Here is a 21,784-nt window from a genome sequence, read left to right as displayed (position 1 = left end):
TGCAAGTACCTCCTTGTAAGCTCAAACCGCGCCATTCCTGGCGCGGATGCTTTACTCTTCTCCCTCATTATCACCGTTCTGACTTGATACACAGGTTTGTCAACGGTCTGAGGCGCTCCAGAGCGGAGCGCCTTATGAAGATCAACCAGCGACTTCTGCTTCCTTGCGCAGTCTGGCTTTCAGCGCACTATATTCTTGCTGGACATAATTTTCCGCCCAGTTCTGATCGGCAATCGCTTCCAGTTTGACGGCACAGTGTTTGTATTCCGGTGTTTTGGCGATGGGATCAACTTCATCCAGCGTCAGCTCGTTACAGGCACCGATCCACCACTGATAGGTCATATACACCGCGCCCTTGTTGATGCGCTCACTGATCGATACTCGGCTGATGACTTTACCGCGGCGTGAAGCAACCCAGGTCAGTTGCTGATCATGCAAACCAAGATGCTCGGCGTCTTCCGGACTGATCTGCACATAACCGGGTTCGTCGGCCAGTGTTTGCAATGCGGTACAGTTGCCTGTCATGGAGCGGCAGGAATAATGCCCAACTTCACGCACGGTACACAACACTAGTGGGTATTCACTGTCAGTCTGCTCCATCGGCGGATGCCATTCGGTGGCAAACAGGAAGCCTTTACCATTAGGACGGTCAAACTTGTTACCGGCGTACAACCACGGTGTGCCCGGGCTATCTTCGGTAAGACACGGCCACTGAACATAACCCAGACCGGCCATTTTTTCGTAGGTCGCTCCGTAATACAGTGGGCACAGGTGACGCAGTTCATCCCAGATTTCCTGCGTGTTGTTGTAGTGCATCGGGTAGCCCATGGCGGTCGCCATCAGACTAATGATTTCCCAGTCCGGTTTCACATTGCCCTGCGGTTCCACCGCTTTGTAGAACCGTTGGAAACCACGGTCTGCCGCAGTATAAACCCCTTCATGTTCTCCCCAGGACGTGGCGGGGAAAATGACATCGGCCACGGCAGCGGTTTTGGTCATAAAGATGTCTTGTACGATCAACAAATCCAGCTCATTGAAGGCTTCACGTACCACCGACAAATCGGGTTCGGTCTGTAATGGGTCTTCTCCCATGACATAATTGGCCCGAATTTTACCTTCTTTCACTTTATGAGGCACGTCAGTGAGCGAGTAACCTACATGAGCGGGCAGGGAAGGTACGCCCCAGGTTTTGGCAAATTTTTCGCGGATAGCCGCGTCGGTAACATTTTGATAGCCGGGGAACTGATTCGGTAGCGCGCCCATATCGCAGGCACCCTGCACGTTGTTCTGGCCGCGTACCGGACCGACGCCCACGTTGGGACGACCCAGATTGCCGGTCAACAACGCCAGGCCGGATAACCCCTTCACGACGTCGACACCTTGCGTCCATTGCGTTACACCCATACCCCACAAGATAGTGGCGGACGGCGCAGCGGCGTACATTCGTATGGCATCGCGGATTAACTGCGGTGACAGACCGGTGATTTCTGCTACATATTCCGGCGTGTATTTGGCCACCAGGTTGCGATATTCTTCCAACCCTTCGGTATGCTGGGCGACAAAGTTCTGGTTATATAAACCTTCGTTAAGCAATACATTGGCGAACGCATTGACCAGCGCCATGTTGGAGCCATTCTTCAGTGGCAACCACAAGTCGGCGATACGGGCGGTTTCGATATGGCGAGGATCACAGACGATGACTTTGGCACCGCGCTCTTTGGCCTTTATGATTCGGCGTGCGACTATCGGATGTGAATCGGCGGCATTGTAACCAAATACCAGAATACAGTCGGTGTGTTCAATCTCGCAGATAGAATTACTCATCGCGCCGTTGCCCAGCGTGACTTGCAGGCCGGAAACCGACGGGCCGTGGCAAACACGGGCGCAGCAGTCGATATTGTTGGTGCCGGTCACCGCACGGGCAAATTTCTGCATTACAAAGTTGGTTTCGTTACCCGGACCACGGGACGAACCGGTGTGCATGATGGCATCCGGACCATACTTTTCCTTGATGTCCATCAGGCGGGAACTGGCGAATTCAATGGCTTCATCCCAACTGACCACTTCAAACGGCGCCCCTTTCTGACGACGAATCATCGGCTGTTTCAGCCGTGGGGTCAGCAGTTTGGTGTCGTTGAGGAAATCCCAGCCGTAATAGCCTTTCAGGCATAGCTCACCTTCGTTGGTGACACCGTTGGCACCTTCGGCACCGACGACTTTGCCATTTTCTACCAGTAAATTAATTTTGCAGCCTGACCCACAGTAAGGACAGACGGTAATCACTTTCTGCATGATGATTCTTCTCCTTCAGCGTACCCGAATGGCACTACTCAGAATTGCATGTCTGCGGCTTCATCAAGTGCCGCACGCCGTTGTTTACGTTGGATCATGGCCTGAATTTCATCACGGTTGATCATTCGTAACGCTTTTGTCGGGCAGACCTCAATACACGCCGGGCCTGCGGCTCGACCTTCGCACAAATCGCACTTTTGCGCCTCGGCCTTAATGCAGTGACCCAGCGTCTGATAATGACTGATACGAGCGACCGGTTTACTGATCACCGTCATAGCACCATAAGGACAAGCCACGACGCAGGTTTTACAACCGATGCATTTTTCCTGGAGAACCTTGATGTGATCCCCATCGTGGATAATGGCACCGTTCGGGCATACGTTGGCACAAGGGGCATCTTCACACTGCCGGCATTGAATGGTGGTGCTGACGTTCAGTCCCTTTACCACTTTCAGCCGTGGCGAGAAATGTTCGGATGACAGCGAAGAAGGATTGCCATCGCTATGAGCCAGCACACAGGCGACTTCGCAGGTGCGACAGCCAATACATTTCTTGGGATCTGCTAATACGAACCGGTTCATGACATCTTTCTCCTTCCTCGGCTCAGGTTAAATTGCGGTTTTGTCGACAATAGACTTGCTGCCGACACATCACCACACCTAAAGCAGGGTTTATGCCAGGATTGTTTCTTATGTATTAATTATTTGATTTATAAAGTATTAAATATTATTTTTAGCCGAGTTATACGTCACTCAGCGCAGAGTGACGACTGCTGGCCGTAGTGTGTCGGCAGATTTGACGACGGTGGGTCGTAGCGCGTGATGGAGACGTCTCTGTGGGTACGCGTGGTAAGCGATCTCACTTTTAGGGTATATATTGCCATAAGGTATCTGTTGTTTATACCCGTCATACTTCAAGTCGCAGGTGTGTTGGCTGCGTTCGCTCACCCGAATCACTTACCTGAGTAAGCTTATCGGGATTCGCTCGCTTGCCGCCTTCCTGCAACTCGAATTATTTGGGGTATATAACCAGTGAATCTTCGCTAAACACATTATCTGTTTTCCTTTTCTTATGACTATCTATTGGGTGAATGAGTGAACTATCCGATTGCGTCTATTAATCGCGCCGGTTTAAGTGCCAGTGTTTATGCAACATTACGCGATGCATTGATTACCGGGCGGCTTAAGCCGAATGATCGTCTGCGTATCAGAGAGTTGGCTGCACAACTGGGAACCAGCGTCACACCGGTGCGCGACGCTATTTTGCAACTGGCGAAAGAGCAAGCCCTGGAACTTCGCACCCCAAGGGATATTCGGGTGCCGGAACTGACACTGGCGCAGTACCTGGAAATACGCACATTGCGTATCGCCATCGAAGGCATCGGCGCGGAGAACGCCGCGCGTCTGGTAACGCCAATCAGGCTGTCGCAGATTGAAGAGAACATCGCGCTAAATATTAAGGCGATTAACAAGGCGGATTTCCCGGATGCGCTGCGGTTGAACAGCGAATTCCATTTGCTATTGGCGCAAACCGCACAGATGCCACTGCTTTGCAGTTTTCTGGATCGTTTGTGGATGAGAACCGGACCGCTGATTGCGCAGTCTTATGCCCAGTTTTCGCAACACATGGCTATCGGTCATCATCAGGACGTGCTGGCAGCGCTGAGAAACAGTGATCCAGAGGCCGCCAGATTAGCGATTCAGGACGATATTCAGGATGGTCATGAAAAGCTGTTTAACAGTGTGGAGAGTAAAGGTAATGATCAACTGGCATAGACAGTCGATGAATGAGCTTCAATTATACGGCAGTTCTCAGCACCATTCAGTACCACTCCCGCGAGACAGATGATCGTTTTCGTCGTTGGAATCTGATGAAAAAGCCACTTCATGACAGTGGCTTTTTATGTCACTTCATCCTGCCGGTCAGCCTTTAACCAGAGACTGCTGCTGTTGCCAGTTGAACAACCAGAACACGGCGACACCTGCGATCACCAGTCCAGGTGCTGCCGCGCCCATTACGCCTATCGCTCCGGTGCCAAGGGACAGCATTTTCCCTGCCAGCAAAGGGCCGCTCATCGCGCCCAAGCGCCCGACCGCCACCGCCGTGCCAACGCCGGTGGCACGAATCTCGGTGGGATAAAACAGAGGGGCCAGCGCATACAAGACCCCCTGACCGCCTGTTGCGAAGAACCCGGCAATAAAGCCAGCCAGCAGCATGGTGCTGAGTTGCTCGGCGCTGGCTAACACCAGCAATGCCGTCAACATGCCGAGGTAGATTAATGTTGCCATCGCCAGCGCGTTCAACCGGGTCATTAAATATCCCAGCGACAGGGTTCCCAAGGTAGCGCCCAGTTGCAGAAGCAGCATCACCCAACTGGCTTCGCCTGATGAAAAACCCTGACCTACCAGTAGCAAGGGTAACCAGTTGATCAACATATACACCACTAGCAGGGTGAAGAAATAACACAGCCACAGTAAGCCGGTTGCCCGTATTGTGCCGGGAGTAAACAACACCCGCACGGGGGGTGGGGTTGCGCTGTTTTGGCGTTGGTAATGTGCTGATTCCGGTAGCAACCAGCCAAGTAACGGCAACAGTGCCAGCGGCGTGAAGCCGCCAATCCAGAAAACTGTTTTCCACTCACCGATACTGACAAAAGTACCAGTGAATGCCGCGAATGCCGCACCAAGCGGTACGCCACAGTACATTACGTTGACGGCGATACCCCGCAAACGCGGCCCTGCCGCCTCCGAACATAGTGCAATCAGATTGGGTAGGGCGGCACCCAATCCAACACCGGTCAGGAAGCGGGCGAGCACCAGGGTGGGAAAATTCCACGAGAGTGCTGTTGCAAGAGAAAACAGACCAAATAATGCCATGGAGCCAAACAGAACCGGTTTTCTGCCATATCGGTCTGACAGCCAGCCTCCTGCCAGCGCCCCGGGTAATAGTCCGAGGATACCGGCGCTGAAAATCCAGCCCATTTGCATTTTATCGAAGGAGAACGCGGTAGCTATCCCAGGCGCCGCAATACCCGCAGCCTGTAGATCAAGTCCTTCCATTAAAGCGACAAGAAAGCATAACGAGATAGTTAACAGTAATCGGGACGTAGGTAGGGCGATGTTCATACTCATAATGGGTACCTGCAGGTAAAGTAACAGTACGTTATGCGATGCGTCAGTTCGTTGCTGACGCGTTATCATCATTCGACTATCAGGAATTACTGACGAGTAAGATCAAGAGCGACATCGACGATCATATCCTCCTGGCCTCCCACCATCCGCCGTTTACCCAGTTCAACCAGGATATCCACTGCACTTAGCCCGTAGCGAGCGGCGGCCACTTCGCAGTGACGCAAAAAGCTTGAATAGACGCCAGCATAGCCCAGCGCCAGCGTTTCTCTATCAACCCTGACCGGTCTGTCCTGAAGGGGTCGCACCAGATCCTCCGCCGCATCCATCAACGCATACAGATCAGTGCCATGCTGCCAGCCCTGTTTGTCGATAGCGGCAATAAACACTTCCAGTGGTGCGTTACCCGCCCCGGCCCCCATCCCGGCAAGACTGGCGTCGATACGATCACAGCCTTCTTCCACTGCCACCAGTGAGTTGGCGACGCCAAGGCTCAGGTTATGGTGAGCGTGGATACCGGTTTGGGTTTCTGGTTTTAACTCCGATTTCAGGGCCCGGAATCGAGCACGGACATCGTTCATATTCATGGCACCGCCGGAATCCACCACATATACGCAGGTGGCGCCATAGCTTTCCATCAGTTTTGCCTGATGGGCCAGGTTTTCGGGGGTGGTCATGTGGCTCATCATCAGGAAACCCACTGCGTCCATCCCGGCTTCCCGTGCCCATTCCAGATGTTGGCGTGAGACGTCTGCTTCAGTGCAGTGGGTGGCAACGCGTACTACACGGGCTCCTGCGCGCCAGGCACGCTTCAGATCATGGATGGTGCCGATACCTGGGATCAGTAAGGTGGCGATACTGGCCTGTTTGACAACATCTGCTGCCGCTTCAATCCACGCTACATCTGTGTGAGCGCCGAATCCGTAGTTAAAGCTTGAGCCTTGTAATCCATCCCCGTGGGTGACCTCAATGGAGTCCACTCCCGCGGTATCCAGCGCCTGAGCGATGATCCGGACATCATCCAATGAGTACTGGTGGCGGATAGCATGCATACCATCACGTAGTGTGACATCGGAGATATAGAGTTTTTTATTCATGCCATGGCTCCTGCTGATTGACGTTGATACTCGGCCATCCGCTCGGCGGTTGCGAGTGCGGCAGAGGTCATGATGTCCAGATTCCCCGCGTACGCGGGCAAGTAGTGCGCTGCCCCCAACACCTCCAGGTAGACAGCCGTTTTCAGCCCTGAGAAATTCCCGACACCGGGAATATGCAATGGTTGTTCCGGTGGGATGACGTCGAACTGAACCGCCTGTTTCAGGCGGTAACCAGGTACATACGCTTGCACCGCGGCTGCCATAAGATGGATGGCTTCCTCAATACGTTTCTGAGATGCCGCTTCACTGAGTACATACACCGTATCCCGCATCATCAGTGGTGGTTCTGCGGGGTTGAGGATGATGATCGCTTTGCCTTTGCTGGCTCCGCCTACCACTTCAATCGCTCGTGAGGTAGTTTCGGTAAATTCATCGATATTGGCGCGGGTGCCGGGCCCGGCGGATTTACTCGCGATGGAAGCGATGATTTCGGCATAGTGCACCTGGCACACGGATGAGATTGCCGCAACGATTGGAATGGTGGCCTGTCCGCCACAGGTCACCATATTGACATTCCTCTGGGTGAGGTTTTCGGACAGATTAACTACCGGCACACAGTACGGACCGATTGCGGCAGGGGTAAGATCGACCAGTTGAATATCCGGTTTCGCGGCATGCAATAAGGCATCATTGTGGACATGGGCACCGGCGCTGGTCGCATCGAATACAATACGGATGTCGGCAAACTCGGGCATGGCAATAAGCCCTTTTACCCCCTCGTGTGTGGTTGGCACGCCCATACGTCGTGCCCGTGCCAGCCCGTCGGAATCGGGGTCAATTCCTACCATCGCCGCGACGTTGAGATGGTTACTCTGGCGCAGGATTTTGATCATCAAATCTGTGCCGATATTGCCCGAGCCAATAATGGCAACGTTAACTTTACTCATGGGGATACTCCTGTTCGGCGATGTGAGTGAAACGGGTGGCGACACAGCCAATACCACTGATGGTGGCTTCGAAATGATCCCCGGCATTGACATTGACCATTGGCCCCAACGCACCGGTTAAAATCAGGTCGCCTTTGCGTAGTGGTTCACCAAGTATCGCCATCTTTCGCGCCAGCCAGACGGCGGCATTGATAGGATTACCGAGACATTCACTGCCCTGACCGGTGGACACTACTTCGTTATTGCGGGTTATTTGCATCGTACAGTGACGTAAATCCACCCCAGCCAGAGGTTGGAATGGCCCACCCAATACAAACAGTCCGCATGAGGCGTTGTCCGCCACGGTATCGACAAAGCTGATTGACCAGTCACGGATTCGGCTGCCAACAATTTCCAGTGCCGGAATCACCCACTCAATTGCCGCCGCCAGTTCAGCGAAGGTGGTGTCGGTGTTTGGTAGATCCCGGTTAAGGATCAGGGCGATTTCTGCCTCAATACGGGGTTGCATCACGTTATCCCAGGGGATGGGGTCGTTATCGCCGAAGCACATATCCGCAAACAGGGTGCCGAAATCGGGCTGATTAACCCCCAGTTGTTGCTGGACGTTCGGATTGGTCAGCCCAATTTTCCGCCCAACCACCCGGCGGCCTTCCGCTGTCCAGTGTGCGACATTCAGTCGTTGAATGAGATAGGCATCCTGGGCGTTGTCTATACCCAGTGTGTCACGTAGTGGATCAATCGGACGACCGGTATGCTCAGCGTCGCGTAGCTGTAGTGCCAGCGCGTCAAGTTCATGGTGACTCATCATCGGCTCCTTTATGCGTGGGCCAGAAAATCAACAACCATGCGGTTGAAGGTGTCGGCGTGTTCCCACTGAGCCCAGTGACCGCAATCGCGGAAAATGTGCAGTTGTGATCCCGGTATTCCGGAAAGTAAACGCAGCCCGGCATCCATTGGCACAAAACGGTCATTACGGCCCCAGATAATCAGTGTCGGCGCACTGATTTCATTTAGTCGGGGGGTGAAGTCCGGGAATTGTTTCGGGTTGGCTTCGCTACTTTTGATAAAGTTTTCCAGGTGATCACGATGGGCCAGCATATTGTCGAGCCGGGTCTTAAACAGGGTGTCTGTCAAATCGCGAGTGTCGAAGACAAAAATGTCCATCATCGCTTTCAGGTTGTCGATGTTCGGTTCCCGATACAACGCTTGTAAGCGCTTGATTCCTTCCGTCGGCATGGGCGTAAACAGGCTCATACCACCGGTACCGCCCCCCATTAATACCAGCTTGCCGGTGCGTTCAGGCCAACTGAGGGTGAACGCCACCGCACTGTGTCCACCCATGGAGTTGCCAAGGAGATGCACTTTCTCGATATCCAGGTGATCGATCACCTGTTTCAGCACCCGGGCATTGAGATCTGCGCGGGATCCGGTGTTTACAATCGAATCACTCTTCCCCCAGCCTGGGCAGTCCAACAACAGAACGCGGTAACCGGCCATTACCAGCGGGTCGATGTTGCGGCTGAAGTTCGCCCAGCCGGTTGCCCCTGGACCAGAGCCATGTAACATCACGACCGTTTCTTTGCCGCTGCCACAGTCGTTGTAATGAATACGCAGATGCTGACCATTTTCTTCTACATCAACAAAATGACTGGTTTCTGCTTCGTTGAAAGACAATTGTGTGTTCATGATAATTCTCCTGACAGGGTTAACGATGTGGTGCAGCACTGATGGAGGCAAAACCCGCGATCCATTCCGGGATCGGGCGGTAATAGCGTGCTTCCGTGGTGTAAGACCCATACGCGGATAACGCCGCAAACGCGGCAACCCAGGTTTTAATTTCGTGGGTTGATTTCCCGGCAATGGCAGACAATTCGTCATTGTTCATAGCATCGAGCTCGGCAAGACGCCCTTGATCGAGAATGTTCAGGAAGCTGTTGTCCCATACCGGGTTTAAAGGATGGAGCGAGTGGGGATTCCCCACAAACTGGCGGGCAGCATTGATGACGCGTTGTTGACGAAGATCGCGTTCGTGGGGCGGTAGAGTGCGACCGCTGCCGAGCAACCGATCGCGCAGATGGGCATCAGCCCCTGCCAGCTCAGGCACCGGGGGCTGATGAGACAGACCGCCGGACCCCAGGATCAGCACGCGTTTATTGAGATTGCGGATAAAACGCCCGATGGCTTCCCCCATCAGACGTGTGCGCTGGAACGTCGGCAGTGGCGGGGCCACACAGTTGATGAACACCGGTAAGACCGGACAGCGATCCAGCCCTCCCAGCAAGAAAGAGAGTGGTTGGGCGAAGCCATGATCGACCTGCATACACCATGATACGGCCATATCGATACCGTCATGGAGCAGTGCACTGGCACATGCCTGCGCGATATCGACGGGAACCGGTAACTCGCCGGGTTCACTGTCAAAATCACCAATCGAGGTGGCGGCCATCGCCATGCAAAATGGCGGCATCACATCGTAGAAAAAACCGTTGTAGTGGTCCGGTGCAAAAAGGATGACCAGTTCGGGATTGAATTCGGCGATGCGCTTTCTGGCGGCAGCAATGACATCATCTACCGCATTGAGAACAACGGGTTCCGGGTCTACATATCCCACCAGCGGGGTATGAGACAGGCAGTGTAAATAGGCGCTCATATCAGGCCACCTTTTCAATCTGTGTTTCTACAGATGATGGGGCGAGCGTCATAATTGCTGCCAGATTATCGAGGGTATCGCCCAACGTCTGTGGAATAGCCACGCCAGCCACAAAGCGGTCTGGACGCAGGATGGCGACGGAGCCTTTGTTGGCGGCGAACCAGTGACGTAAACGGCCTGTCACATCCCCCACCCGGATCACGCCGGGTATCCCGTCGCCGAGCGCCGACAGTTGCACATCCGGTACGACCTCAATAAACGTGACGCCCACATGGCGCCATTGCGCTATCTGGGATGCATTCAGTCCCCATAAGGGATTAGATCCCCATACCAGTACCGCAAAGCGAGGCCCGATCACGTCGTCGAGTAACACTCGATTCCCGTTTTCCAGCAGTACCGGGGGTTGAATAAACATGCGACCAATTGGCGTCTCTTTGTCATTTGTGGTGATCAACGCCCCTTGCCGATAGGCCGGCATTGGTTTGAAGCGCATTTCAAGGAAATAGCGTTTTACCGGTGGAAAGAAGTTCATGGCCCAGGTCAGGCTATCACGTACGACACCCTGCCAGCGCCTTGGTGGCGCCAGGACATTTCCTGCCATCACGGATAAATCAATCATCGCTTTGGCATGATCCCGGCGTTCTTGCTGGTAGGTATCCAGCAATTGGTCACTGGCTTCGCCATTCACCACTAGAGCCAGTTTCCATGCAAGGTTGAACGCATCGCGCATGCCGCTGTTATACCCCTGACCCTGCCAGACCGGCATGATGTGGGCGGCATCGCCTGCCAGCAGAATACGATCCCGACGAAACTCACTGGCAATCCGGGCGTTGTGGGTATAGACCCGTTTACGGATAAGTTCGACGCGATCTGGGTCGGGCAACACATTTGCCAGTAGTGCGCGTATGTTGTCCGGCTGGATTAGCTGTTCTTCGGTCTCTCCCGGCATCACCATGAATTCAAAGCGGCGCACACCATGGGGTAACGCGGCAGAGACGTAGGGACGGACCGGATCGCAACACAGATAAACATGCGGAGTGCTGAGTGGATCGTTGGCGATATCAATCACAATCCACTGGTTAGGTGCGGTTTTGCCTTCAAACCCAATGCCCAGTGTACGACGTACAAAACTGTTGCCGCCGTCACAGGCGACCAGCCACTGAGCATGGACGATTTCTTGTTTGCCCTCAGCGGTGTCCAGGGTTAGCGTGACGCCTTGTTCCTGCTGAGTTACCTGAGTCAATTCCCGGGAAAAACGCATCTGTACGTTCGGGAAGCGTTTCAGACCTTCACATAACACCTTATCGACTTGAGGCTGAATAAAAGCGTTACGTCGAGACCAACCAAATTCGTCGGTCATCGGTTGAATGTCGGCAAAACAGCGTCCTTTGGGGGTTAAAAAACGCATGGCGTGCCAGGGAGTGGTATGCGGCAGGACTTGTTCAATCAATCCCACGGACTGAATGGTGCGTAATGATTCATCATCAATACCAATGGCGCGAGGGTAGTCGATAAGCGCATCGAGCTTTTCAATCACCAGCACCTCAATGCCGAGCTGACCAAGATAATTGGCCATCATCAGCCCGACCGGACCCGTGCCTATAATGGCAACTTGTGATTGATATTCCTTCGGCGTTAACGCCGACAGTGTCGTTGTCATGGTGTTACCTCATTGCATTTAGCCGAGACTTATCGCCGGATTTGGGCAATAGCCATCCACACTTTTACAAGCGAAATCTGTGTTATGCAGAAACGCACCTAAGTGGTGCCTGATGGTTGCTACCCCGTTACAACTTTTCGGGGCGACACCGTGCAGCGGTTATGCAGGGCAGATCGGGTTCTCGGATAAAAGAATCAGACCATGGCAGCGACGGTGTAGGGTTAGGTAATGTGTTTATATGTTAATTTTATGTGAAATATATTTTAATTGTTGGATCAGTATAGAGGGTATTTTTTGGTCTACAATGAAAAAGTGATGGGATGTGCACCAGGTGCACTTCATTGTTAAATAAAACTTTTTAGTAAAAATGAGCCCTATAATCCAATGAGTGAATATAAAAATGTGCGCGGTTTATCCCGTGGGCTTGATGTTCTCAATGCCCTTAACCGTCTGGATGGTGGCGCAAACTGCAACCAGCTTTCATTATTGACCGGTTTACATCGCACCACGGTCAGGCGCTTGCTTGAAACCCTTCAGCAGGAGGGTTATGTGTGCCGTAGCGCGTTCGATGATAGCTATCGCTTGACATTGAAAGTGCGTCAGTTAAGTGAAGGATTTCGTGACGAACAGTGGATTTCCGCTCTTGCTGCCCCATTGCTGGGTGACTTACTGCGGGAAGTGGTGTGGCCTACGGATGTGACCACACTTGATGTGGATGAGATGGTGGTCAGAGAAACTACCCATCGTTTCAGTCGACTGTCGTTTCACCGGGCTATGGTCGGGCGACGGCTGCCATTGTTATTGACGGCTTCCGGTCTGACATACCTTGCATTTTGCCCGGAGAATGAACGACAGCAAATTATTACGATGTTGGCGGGGCGTGAAGGCGATGAGTACCGTCTGGCGCGAGAACCGGTGAGGCTTGCAGAAATTTTGCGCCGCGCACAACGGAATGGCTATGGGGAAAACTATCAGAATTGGGAGAGTGAATTTCGCATCGCGGCTATTGCGGTGCCTGTTCGTCATGATGAGCGACTCATTGGCTGCCTGAGTTTAATCTATATTGCCAAGGCAATGACCATAGAACAGGCGGCGCAGAAATATTTATCAACATTACAACGTGTTGCCGATCAAATCGGTGAAAGCGCAACGCAGGCAACCCACGGGGAGAAAACCCTGACCGTTAACTGTTAGGGTGCATAGTCAGCACCTCACCCAACGTACTTAACAGGATATCGGCATGTTCAGGTTGAAAAACCAGCGGAGGGCGGATTTTGAGGATATTGCCATTCGGCCCGGTCGTGCTGATGAGCACCCGTTTTTGCCGCATCAGATTAACCACCCGTTCCGCATAAGCGCTTGCCGGTTGCTGGCGACTGGCGTTGTTCACCAGTTCGACGCCAATGAACAAACCATAGGCTCTGATGTCGCCAATCACATCATGTTGTGCTGCCAGTTTACGTAAACCCACCTCAAGATAATGGCCCACCTGTAATGCATTTTCCTGTAATCGTTCCCGTCGCAGTATGTTCAGTACGGCATGAGCGGCCTGGCAGGAGACCGGATTGCCGCCAAAGGTATTGAAATAACGTTGACGGCGGCCGAATTCATCAAATAACGCCGGTCGCCCGACCACCGCCGCCACAGGATGGCCATTACCCATCGGTTTCCCCATCGTCACCAGATCGGGGGTGATGCCATAGCGAGCGAACCCCCAACGGTGTGAACCGGTGCGACCAAATCCGGCCTGCACCTCATCCGCAATACACAACCCGCCCGCGTCGCGTACCAACCTGACGGCCTGCTGAACGTCTTGCATCTCACCACTGAACACACCGTCGCTGGAAAAAATGGTATCAAACAACAACGCTGCCGGGCGCGCACCAGCCTGCTGCATCGCTTCAAGCGCCCGGACGACGCTGGTGGTCATACTGCCAGTAGCATGGTGGTATGTGTCGGGCGGATCAATCAACCAGACGTTGTCACCACGGGGTGCGCCAGCGCCCAGCGCCGGGGATAGGCCGGACAGCAAGGTAGTCACGCCGTGATACGCCCAGCGAGTGACTAATATGCCGGTTCCGCCAGTAACCTGTCGGGCGATTCTCAAGGCTAAATCATTCGACTCGCTGCCGGTACAGGTCATGGTGATATTTTGCAGTTCATCAGGAAATTCCTGTAAAAAGTCCTCGGCAAATTCCAGAATGGCATCAGTAAGATAGCGTGTATGGGTATTCAACTGCGCTGACTGGGTGGCGATCGCCGCGACGACGTCTGGATGGCAATGACCGACAGACACCACGTTGTTGTAGACATCCAGGTAACGGTTGCCGTCACTGTCATACAGCCAGACGCCTTCGCCGCGGACAACGTGAAGCGGTTGCTGATAAAACAGCCGATAGCCGGCACCCAGCAATTTTTTGCGCCGTGCCAGCAAATCTCGCTCAGAGTGAGGGGTCATTGGATGCCCTTTCTACAGGTGGTCAGGAGTCGATCTTCATATTGTGTCAGCGGGAAACGACTGAGATTCTGCAAACTACGCCATGCACGGTGAAGATTCCGCCGCAGGTATTCCCGGTTTTCCGGATAGAGCGCACTGCGCCATTGCGTAATTGAGAGGATCAGCGTCAGACGAGCCACGATCAGCCGGGGAAGCAGGCAGACTTCCTGCTCGGTTAACGGCAGATGGGTATGGTAGGCCGAAACAAAAGGCGTAATCCATAGCAGCGGGTCATCACTCTCGCTGATCTGATAGGCGAGGGCGGTTGCCAGCTCATTAATCAACGGCGCGTACAGGGCATCGCCAAAATCAATGATGCCGGTGATTTGCCAGTCCGCCTGTGGGGTGGTGAAAACATTGTACGGATTGAGATCATTGTGAATAACCTGCCTACGCAGCTTATGAATAACGGGCGCAACGCTGTTTTCCCACTGCGACAACCCACGTTTGATCAATATCTGTTGCTCCGGATCTTCCACATAATCCAGCCATCCCGCTACCCGTTCCATGTGCGTAATATCCCACAGTAACGTCCGCTCTGCCGCTGGATGGGTAAATGAATGCAATGCGATATCAAGTTGCGCCAGGGTTTGCCCAAGATGGTGAGCCAGTTGCGGATTCGGCGTAACCTGATGTAATGGTGTGCCAGATAACCAGGAAAACAGACGGGTCTGTAGCGTTTGTCCGGCAAGATCTACGACCGGAGCCCTATTTCCGTGTTGGTCAGCAAGGACGCGGGGAACAGGCAAATCGGTATGTTGTTGTTCGATATGTAATAGCAGGGCGCTCTGAAAATCACTGACGGCCAGTTCTTCGGCCGGATTGATAAATTTCAGCATGTATCCATGCTGTTTTTCCGTACAAAGATAGAAATTGGCATCACGTTCACCCGGTAGTGGCGTGATATCGCCTTCAACACCATAACGTTCACGGGAAGCGTGATGTGCCTGCGCGAGCGATACCAATGGCACATCGGTGGTGAACAGGACATGAGGATCAGACATGCTGTCCCCCGTTGACGTGAATTTCCGCTCCGTTGACATAGGAGGCGCCCGCCGTACAGAGAAAATAGATCAGCGACGCCACTTCTTCCGGTTTTCCCAGCCGTTTCATGGGGACGGTATGCTCCACCATCTCCTGTGTTCCGGGTGAAAGAATGGCGGTGTCAATTTCGCCGGGCGCAATCGCGTTAACGCGAATACCATGTTTGCCGAAGTCGCATGCCATCTCACGAGTGAGCGCGGATAACCCGGCTTTTGAAGTGGCATAAGCCGCTCCGGCAAACGGATGTACGCGGGAACCGGCGATAGAGGTGATATTAATGATGCTTCCCTGGGCGGCCTGCAATTCGTCAAACAAGCCGTTGGCAAGTATCGCCGTGGAGAACAGATTGACGTTAAATACTCGAATCCAGGTGGCATAGTCGGTTTCACGCACGCCCAGCCTACTGCCGTCTGCCCCTTTGGGAGAAACACCAGCATTATTGACCAGTGCATGCAGTCGTCCACCGAGACGCTCTTTAATCATCGGTATGGCCGCGCTCAGGCTGTCGATGTCCTCCAAATCGAGATGAATGTGATTGAGTAATCCCTCAGCCCAAGGGCAGTCTTCCACCCAACTTTGCCGCGAGGCGGTAAATATGGTCCAGCCCGCGGCATGGAAATGTTTGACCGTCGCGTGGCCGATCCCCCGGCTGGCACCGGTTAACAACAGTGTCTTATGATCTGTCATCAGGGTTACTCCAGATATATGATGCATCATAAAATAGAGCCAAATTTTTTGGGGCACAAGCGAAAAAATGCGGTAAGAGGGGCCATCTCCATCCGGCCTTCACCTTGACACGGCCCCTTGATCAGACGCTCTGATCAAGGGGCCGCTTTTGCCGAAAAGAGGGTTAGGGTGGGGTAATCATTCCAACGGGCTAAACCCGCCATTGCCTTCCCAGGTCGCCAGCCGCTGGTACAACGTGTCTACCGCCTGAGTGACTTCCGGGCCGAGGGGAAAATAGAACGCCACCAGTGCTGGCTGAATGCCGATAAAAATCACTTCGGGAATGTCTTCCTTCAACTGATCAATGAGGAAATTTAGCGGCAGGTTATGGGTATTCATCAACAGATCTTCGGCGATACGATCAGGATTGACGATGCGGATTTCGCCAGGGTTGAGACCCATATCAGTGGCGTCCACCACCAGCAGGCGCTGTGGACACAGTTCGCGTAGCGTGTGCGCCGTGTTTTCTGGAATGGCGCCGCCATCAATCACCGACCAACCATCAATCGGCTGTTGCGTCATGCGCTCGGCCAGCAACGGACCCGCGCCATCGTCGCCCATCATGGTATTACCGACGGTAAGCACCATATTTTCAGTTCGTAGTGGACGTTCAGTAATCAACGCGTTTCACCATCAGGTAGAGAGCCGTTTCACGGTCAATCGCCCCCAGATAGTCCATCAGGGTGCGGGTCCATTCAGCGTAGTGGTCCTGCGTGCTGTCCAGTGTGCTGAAAGCACCACCCAACAGGGTGGTGTGAGTGCTATCAATCGTAATTTCACCGAATTTCATCAAACCGGCCATTTTTCGTTTGGCTTCACCCTCCGCCAGTTGATCGATCCAGCTTTCGTACTCTGTCAGCGGGCATTCCAATACCCGTTTCAGACAATCAATGACCCCGACGTGATGACCAATAGCCAGCGAGTAGTACATGACCTGCTGCGCCTGCTCCGGGATCTTGTCCTGTGTATCGAGAAATTTCTGATTCAAGGCATAGAAAATGACCCGCGTATTCATCGCAAACGCTCCCCATTAAGTAACGACAGATAAATCTGTTGCAACTGGCCGAAGATTTCCGTTAATCGCGGATCGTTATGTTGTTGAAGGTAGGCATTGATACGTTGATCAAGCCCTTCCAGCGGCTGGTTTTCCAGCAAGGCCAAAAAGCTGTCGCTGATTTCCCGACCTTGCCAGTAACCGGCCATACGACGGGCTTCACGCTCCAACAGAATGCGTAAATCGAGTGGAACATCCGGGTGAATCAAGGTCGCTTTTTCGTTATCACCCTGAGTATGGTCGCTGCCGTGCAACTTTTGCTCCAGCAGGCCCAGCGCCACGGCGAAACCATAGATAGTGGCGGCGGGGGTTGGCGGGCATCCGGGAATGTACACGTCAATCGGCACGATTTTGTCGCTACCACCCCACACGCAATACAGATCGTGGAAGATACCGCCGCCGCAGCCACAGGCACCGTACGAGATACAGATTTTCGGATCCGGCGCCGATTCATAGGCACGCAGCGCTGGTGTGCGCATGGCGCGGGTGACCGCGCCGGTGAACAGCAGGATATCGGCGTGACGAGGGGAAGCCACTACCTTGATACCGAAGCGTTCGGCGTCGAACAGCGGCGTAATGGCGGAAAAAATTTCGATTTCACAGCCGTTACAGCCGCCACAGTCCACGCGGTAAACATAGGCAGAACGCTGAATGTCCTTCAGCAGCGTTTTTTTCAGTTTAATCGCCTGCTCATCAAGGGTGATAGGCGTAGTGCGATAGTGATCGACACCATCAGGCAGCATGCTCATGAGCGCTCTCCCTCTCTGGTCGTCGGGGCGGACAGATGCTGACTCAACATCACGTTACCCCGTTGGTTCATATTCTGTTTACGTTTACATTCGGGACAGGTTTCAAAACGGCTGCGCTGAGATTCTACTTCAGCTTCCGTCAGCCCGGATTGCACCAGCAGCGCCATGGCATATTCCACCTCTTTTTGCGGTGCAAACGGACGATGGCAGACATGGCAGTCCAGCAATTTGAACGTTGCCCGTTGATAGAGGTCGGCTTTATTGCTGACCGCCATTTCAAACTCCGGCGATAGCGCGATGGCGCGGGTGGGACACACTTCCTCGCAGCGCCCACAGAAGATGCAGCGGCCAAGAAACAACTGCCAGGTGCGGGTACCGTTCACCACGTCGTTTTCCATGGTCAGTGCATTCGCTGGGCAGACCATGGTGCAGGCGCCACAGGCAATACACTGTTCCGGGTCATACTCGGGTTTACCGCGAAAACCCGCCGCAACTTCAAGCGGGGCAAACGGGTATTTCACCGTGCTGTTGCCCGCTTTCAGGATAGTTTTAAACAGTTTCAACATAATGCATCTCTCTATTTAAGCGGCGAGTTGGTGCGTTCCAGACCGTAACGCCCCATTTCTTTATAAGGCACGGTGGTGATTTTCTGCGTACGCACATCCACCAGTGTTACCCGGTCGGTACAGGAGTAGCACGGATCGAGACTGCCGATAATCAGCGGCGCATCGGAAACGGTATTACCGCGCAGCATGTAACGCAGTACCGGCCAGTTGGCGTAGGTGGCGGCACGACAGCGCCAGCGAAACAGCTTCTGGTTATCGCCGGTCATGCTCCAGTGAATATCTTCACCGCGTGGCGCTTCGGTGAAGCCCAGTGCGAATTTATGCGGCTGATAAGTGAAATGCTCGTTCAGCAGCGGGCCTTCCGGCAGGTTATCCAGACCGAATTCAATCATCGCCAGTGAGGTGAAGACTTCACGCACGCGCACCAACAGCCGCGAATAGACGTCGCCGGCATCCAGATGATGCAGCTCCATCGGCAGGTCAAGGTAACCGGCAAACGGATGATCGATACGCACATCACGCTGGAAGCCGCTGGCGCGGATCATCGGCCCGACCGGGCTGTAGTCACGCGCCACTTTGCGATCCAGGATACCGATACCCTGGGTGCGTTGTCCCATGTTGGCGGTATTGAGCAGCATATCGGTAAGTTGGGTGACTTCTTCACGCATTTCCCGCACCAGCTTGATGGTTTTTAACCGGCTGTCTTTCAGAATATCGCGGCGCACGCCACCAATCAGGTTCAGACCGTAGGTTTTACGTGCGCCGGTCAGCATCTCCGCCATCTGCATGGATTTTTCACGTATCCGGAAGAACTGCATAAAGCCGGTATCAAAGCCGACAAAGTGGCTGGACAACCCAATATTCAGCAAATGACTGTGCAGACGTTCCACTTCCAACAGCACGCTGCGGATGGCATGGGCGCGAGGCGGTACCGGAATGCCCAGCGCGTTTTCAATCGACGAGGTATAGGCCACGCTGTGGGTGAAACCACAAATGCCGCATACCCGATCAGACAGGAAAGTCACTTCGTTGTAACCCATGCGGGTTTCCGCCAGTTTTTCCATGCCGCGGTGGACATAGAACAGGCGATAATCGGCATCAATAATCTGTTCACCATCGACAAACAGACGGAAGTGGCCCGGTTCGTCCGAGGTGATATGCAACGGACCAATTGGCACCACACGGGTGTCGCCAGTGGCTTCGTTGACGAAAGTATAGGACTCGTCGTCACAGGTTGGTGTCGGGCGCTGGCGGTAATCCATTGAATCTTTACGCAGCGGATAGAGTTCGTCCGGCCAGTCATCCGGTAACACCAGACGGCGTTCATCCGGTAGACCCACCGGGATCAGTCCGTACATGTCGCGCACTTCGCGCTCACCCCAGACGGCAGCCGGTACGCGTGGTGTGACGGACGGGAATTCCGGTACGGTAGGATTCACCAGGGCTTTCACTACCACCCAGCATTTTTCGCCTTCTTCCATCGACAGCACGTAGTAGACCGCGAAGTGACCGTTGAGTGAGCGTTCATCATTACCAAATAACACCGATAACCAGCCGCCATTCTGGTAGTACAGAAATTCCACTACCTCCGGCAGCATGTTTAGTTTGACGGTCAGGGTCAGTTGGTTGTGGGTTTGCCACTCCTCCTCCAGGACTGTCGCCGGGAATTTCTCTCTGACGCGGGCGACATAGCCAGCACCCAGTTTGTCCAGGTTGGCAACAGGGGTTTCATTAATCACGGTACATCTCCTGACGGGAAGGGGTTAACGATGAATGCTCAGCCAGCGGCGCAGCGTCCGTTGCGGTGGTGGTAATCGCCGTTTGACGATGAAACAATGACTGCCATGACAAGGAAAATGGCTGCGTTTCGGCTGGCTTGCCGTTGTTCAGTACGATGGTGGTGGCGTTTTCCAGCAGGTGGGTAACCGGCTGTGGAATATGGGTGCCCATTACCAGCATCAGTATCAGCAGAACCGCCATCGGGACGGTGGTCAACCAACCCAGTTCACCTTTGCTGACCGCTTCTGGGCGACTGCCCAGTACGGTACTGGCTATCATGCGTACCAGACCAGCCAATACCACGGTTAGCAGCACCAGCAGCACTATCACCAGCACCAGATGTCCGCCGTGAATACCGGCAACAACGGTCAGAAATTCACTCAGGAACACATTGAATGGCGGCATGCCGCCCAGCGCCAGCGCACCCCCTACGAACAGCGCGCCGGTGAGCGGCATCACGCGCAGAATACCTTTCACCGCATCCATGTCGCGGGTGCCATATTTCAGTAGCACATTACCGGAACCACAGAACAACAGGGTTTTCGCCAGACTATGGTTCAGTGTATGCAGCAACGCCGCGAGTATGCCCAGCGGGCCGCCGATACCGATCGCCACGGCAATCAGCCCCATATTTTCCATACTTGAATAGGCCAGCAGACGCTTCATGTCACGCTGTACCAGAATCAGTAACGCGGCCACGGCGACCGACATTGTGCCGAAAATAATCAGCAGCCGTTGTGGGAACTCGGGGCCAATGGCGGCACTGATCAGCATGTAATAGCGGATTATTACCAATAATGCACAGTTCAGCAGTACCGCTGATAACAGCGCACTGGTCGGGCTGGGGGCTTCACTGTGTGCGTCAGGTAACCAGGCGTGCATCGGGAACAGGCCGGTTTTGGTGCCAAAGCCGATGAGGATGAAGATAAATGCCAGGTGCATCAGCGTGCTATCTAGCTGGCTGGCGTGTTTCATCACTTCAGTCCAGAAAATGGCGTCGCCAGGGTTAGCCATCACGCTGGCGGCATTGGAATACACCAACACCGTGCCATACAGACCAAACGCGACACCCACGGTACAGATAATGATATATTTCCAGGCCGCTTCCAGCGAGGAACGCTGACCGTACAGCCCCACCAGAAACGCCGAGCTGAGCGTGGTGGCTTCAATCGCCGCCCACATCAGGATCAGGTTGTTACTGGTGATCACCAACAGCATGGTGAACAGGAACAGGTGGAAGAAACCGTAGTAGTTGCACAATGTGGTCACGGTGATTTCACCACTGTCCACTTCATGGCGCATATAGCCGATAGAATAGAGGCCGGTGATAAAGCCGATGATACCCAGAATGACCAGGAACAGGGCGCTCAGGCTATCCAGATGCAACCAGCGGTTGGCGGCCAGCAACTCGCCGTGCTGGTAGACGGTCCACACGGCGAACAGTGTGACAACCAATAGCACGATGATACCCAGCAAGTGCAACAGGTTGACCAACCCGCGCGCCGCGCCGCCGGTAAAGCGGCAGGCAAAGGCCAACAGGGCGACCACCAGCGGCGAACCCAGCAGGATGAGAAAGAGATCGATATTACTCATGT

20 protein-coding genes are annotated in these 21,784 nt (G+C 53.8%); 2 read left to right on the top strand and 18 right to left on the bottom strand.

All coding sequences use genetic code 11. The features are described from left to right. Positions 1-141: 141 nt before the first annotated feature. Together fdhF and RS889_RS15415 are read right to left on the bottom strand one after the other, a co-directional pair. The gene (gene fdhF, locus RS889_RS15420) at positions 142-2,292 is read right to left on the bottom strand and encodes a formate dehydrogenase subunit alpha (RefSeq protein ID WP_021015273.1); all 2,151 of its coding nucleotides are present in this window, start codon (positions 2,290-2,292) and stop codon (positions 142-144) included. A gap of 38 nt (positions 2,293-2,330) precedes the next feature. Next, entirely contained in the window at positions 2,331-2,873 is a 543-nt protein-coding gene (locus RS889_RS15415; protein WP_021015274.1) for a 4Fe-4S dicluster domain-containing protein, read from the bottom strand. 513 nt (positions 2,874-3,386) lie between these two features. On the opposite strand from RS889_RS15415, the gene RS889_RS15410 reads away from it, so the two are divergent. Then, the gene (locus RS889_RS15410) at positions 3,387-4,067 is read left to right on the top strand and encodes a GntR family transcriptional regulator (protein ID WP_315707902.1); all 681 of its coding nucleotides are present in this window, start codon (positions 3,387-3,389) and stop codon (positions 4,065-4,067) included. 147 nt (positions 4,068-4,214) lie between these two features. Here RS889_RS15410 and mhpT read toward each other — a convergent pair whose 3' ends face one another. The 7 genes from mhpT to RS889_RS15375 form a co-directional block, all read right to left on the bottom strand. Beyond that, a complete protein-coding gene (mhpT, locus tag RS889_RS15405) occupies positions 4,215-5,423 on the bottom strand; it encodes a 3-(3-hydroxy-phenyl)propionate transporter MhpT (protein ID WP_315707901.1) in 1,209 nt (402 codons plus the stop codon). An 86-nt stretch (positions 5,424-5,509) separates the two neighbouring features. Then, positions 5,510-6,517: a 4-hydroxy-2-oxovalerate aldolase gene (gene mhpE / locus RS889_RS15400; RefSeq protein WP_315707900.1), complete on the bottom strand. Its 1,008-nt coding sequence runs from the start codon at positions 6,515-6,517 to the stop codon at positions 5,510-5,512. Then, positions 6,514-7,464, bottom strand: coding sequence for an acetaldehyde dehydrogenase (acetylating) (locus RS889_RS15395; RefSeq protein WP_315707899.1), 951 nt, complete (start codon positions 7,462-7,464; stop codon positions 6,514-6,516). Before RS889_RS15395 ends, mhpE begins: the two co-directional genes overlap by 4 nt. Continuing rightward, positions 7,457-8,269, bottom strand: a complete 813-nt coding sequence (mhpD, locus tag RS889_RS15390) for a 2-keto-4-pentenoate hydratase (RefSeq protein ID WP_315711071.1) — start codon at positions 8,267-8,269, stop codon at positions 7,457-7,459. Before mhpD ends, RS889_RS15395 begins: the two co-directional genes overlap by 8 nt. A gap of 11 nt (positions 8,270-8,280) precedes the next feature. After that, complete coding sequence (gene mhpC / locus RS889_RS15385) at positions 8,281-9,150, bottom strand: 2-hydroxy-6-oxonona-2,4-dienedioate hydrolase (RefSeq protein ID WP_021015280.1); 870 nt, start codon at positions 9,148-9,150, stop codon at positions 8,281-8,283. Positions 9,151-9,169: 19 nt separating this feature from the next. Next, a complete protein-coding gene (gene mhpB, locus RS889_RS15380; protein ID WP_315707898.1) occupies positions 9,170-10,114 on the bottom strand; it encodes a 3-carboxyethylcatechol 2,3-dioxygenase in 945 nt (314 codons plus the stop codon). Position 10,115: 1 nt separating this feature from the next. Then, positions 10,116-11,774: a bifunctional 3-(3-hydroxy-phenyl)propionate/3-hydroxycinnamic acid hydroxylase gene (locus tag RS889_RS15375; RefSeq protein WP_315707897.1), complete on the bottom strand. Its 1,659-nt coding sequence runs from the start codon at positions 11,772-11,774 to the stop codon at positions 10,116-10,118. A gap of 384 nt (positions 11,775-12,158) precedes the next feature. Here RS889_RS15375 and RS889_RS15370 point away from each other — a divergent pair, with 384 nt between their 5' ends. After that, positions 12,159-12,968, top strand: a complete 810-nt coding sequence (locus tag RS889_RS15370; protein ID WP_315707896.1) for a DNA-binding transcriptional regulator — start codon at positions 12,159-12,161, stop codon at positions 12,966-12,968. Here the strand turns inward: RS889_RS15370 and RS889_RS15365 are convergent. From RS889_RS15365 to RS889_RS15325, 9 genes are all read right to left on the bottom strand, one after another. Beyond that, a complete protein-coding gene (locus RS889_RS15365; RefSeq protein ID WP_021015284.1) occupies positions 12,958-14,232 on the bottom strand; it encodes an aspartate aminotransferase family protein in 1,275 nt (424 codons plus the stop codon). The two genes, RS889_RS15370 and RS889_RS15365, sit on opposite strands and share 11 nt — an antisense overlap. After that, complete coding sequence (locus RS889_RS15360; protein WP_315707895.1) at positions 14,229-15,275, bottom strand: phosphotransferase; 1,047 nt, start codon at positions 15,273-15,275, stop codon at positions 14,229-14,231. Before RS889_RS15360 ends, RS889_RS15365 begins: the two co-directional genes overlap by 4 nt. Next, positions 15,268-16,002 (bottom strand): SDR family NAD(P)-dependent oxidoreductase, encoded by a 735-nt coding sequence (locus RS889_RS15355; RefSeq protein WP_315707894.1) that lies wholly within the window; start codon positions 16,000-16,002, stop codon positions 15,268-15,270. Before RS889_RS15355 ends, RS889_RS15360 begins: the two co-directional genes overlap by 8 nt. A 177-nt stretch (positions 16,003-16,179) precedes the next feature. Beyond that, entirely contained in the window at positions 16,180-16,629 is a 450-nt protein-coding gene (gene hycI / locus RS889_RS15350; protein ID WP_021015291.1) for a hydrogenase maturation peptidase HycI, read from the bottom strand. A 22-nt stretch (positions 16,630-16,651) separates the two neighbouring features. Continuing rightward, positions 16,652-17,056, bottom strand: coding sequence for a formate hydrogenlyase maturation HycH family protein (locus tag RS889_RS15345; RefSeq protein ID WP_021015292.1), 405 nt, complete (start codon positions 17,054-17,056; stop codon positions 16,652-16,654). After that, complete coding sequence (locus RS889_RS15340; RefSeq protein WP_021015293.1) at positions 17,053-17,844, bottom strand: NADH-quinone oxidoreductase subunit B family protein; 792 nt, start codon at positions 17,842-17,844, stop codon at positions 17,053-17,055. The genes RS889_RS15345 and RS889_RS15340 overlap by 4 nt, the downstream gene beginning before the upstream one ends. Next, positions 17,841-18,410, bottom strand: a complete 570-nt coding sequence (hyfH, locus tag RS889_RS15335; RefSeq protein WP_021015294.1) for a hydrogenase 4 subunit H — start codon at positions 18,408-18,410, stop codon at positions 17,841-17,843. Before hyfH ends, RS889_RS15340 begins: the two co-directional genes overlap by 4 nt. A gap of 11 nt (positions 18,411-18,421) precedes the next feature. Further along, positions 18,422-20,149 (bottom strand): hydrogenase large subunit, encoded by a 1,728-nt coding sequence (locus RS889_RS15330; protein WP_315707893.1) that lies wholly within the window; start codon positions 20,147-20,149, stop codon positions 18,422-18,424. After that, positions 20,142-21,782, bottom strand: a complete 1,641-nt coding sequence (locus RS889_RS15325; protein WP_315707892.1) for a hydrogenase 4 subunit F — start codon at positions 21,780-21,782, stop codon at positions 20,142-20,144. The genes RS889_RS15330 and RS889_RS15325 overlap by 8 nt, the downstream gene beginning before the upstream one ends. Positions 21,783-21,784: the final 2 nt, after the last annotated feature.

Source organism: Brenneria uluponensis, assembly GCF_032395385.1.
In the GTDB taxonomy this organism is placed as follows: domain Bacteria; phylum Pseudomonadota; class Gammaproteobacteria; order Enterobacterales; family Enterobacteriaceae; genus Prodigiosinella; species Prodigiosinella aquatilis.
This window is presented reverse-complemented; position numbering and strand designations above follow the sequence as displayed.